This is a genomic window from Tritonibacter sp. SIMBA_163 (assembly GCF_046535935.1).
GTDB classification, from domain to species: domain Bacteria; phylum Pseudomonadota; class Alphaproteobacteria; order Rhodobacterales; family Rhodobacteraceae; genus Epibacterium; species Epibacterium scottomollicae.
Genome location: NZ_JAWJBP010000443.1, coordinates 1 through 272, shown reverse-complemented (window position 1 = coordinate 272; position 272 = coordinate 1). Strand labels below are relative to the sequence as shown.

Sequence of the window (272 nt, the reverse complement as noted above, 5' to 3'; positions counted from 1 at the left end):
CTCGCAGTCGGCGCGGACGGCCTGCTGTCCGGCCTCGCGAGCCTCGTGCCCGATCTTCTGTTCGATCTCTGGCAGGCGTCGGAAGACCTGGATCTTGCCGGGATGCGGCAGGCCAGCGACCGGCTCCACCCGATCGTGCGGGCGATCTACGGCGCTCCGCCTCTGGTCGACATGCACACGCGCATCAAGGTGGCGCTGAAGGCGCGCGGCATCATCGACTGTGCCACGCCACGCCTGCCGCTGATGCCGGTGAAGCAGGATGTCGAAAACAC

Annotated in this window: 1 protein-coding gene; it reads left to right on the top strand. The window is 67.6% G+C overall.

The window, feature by feature from the left end:
* Window positions 1-272 (top strand): dihydrodipicolinate synthase family protein (locus R0J92_RS23055; protein ID WP_411053381.1); only part of this gene is annotated, 272 nt, incomplete at both ends.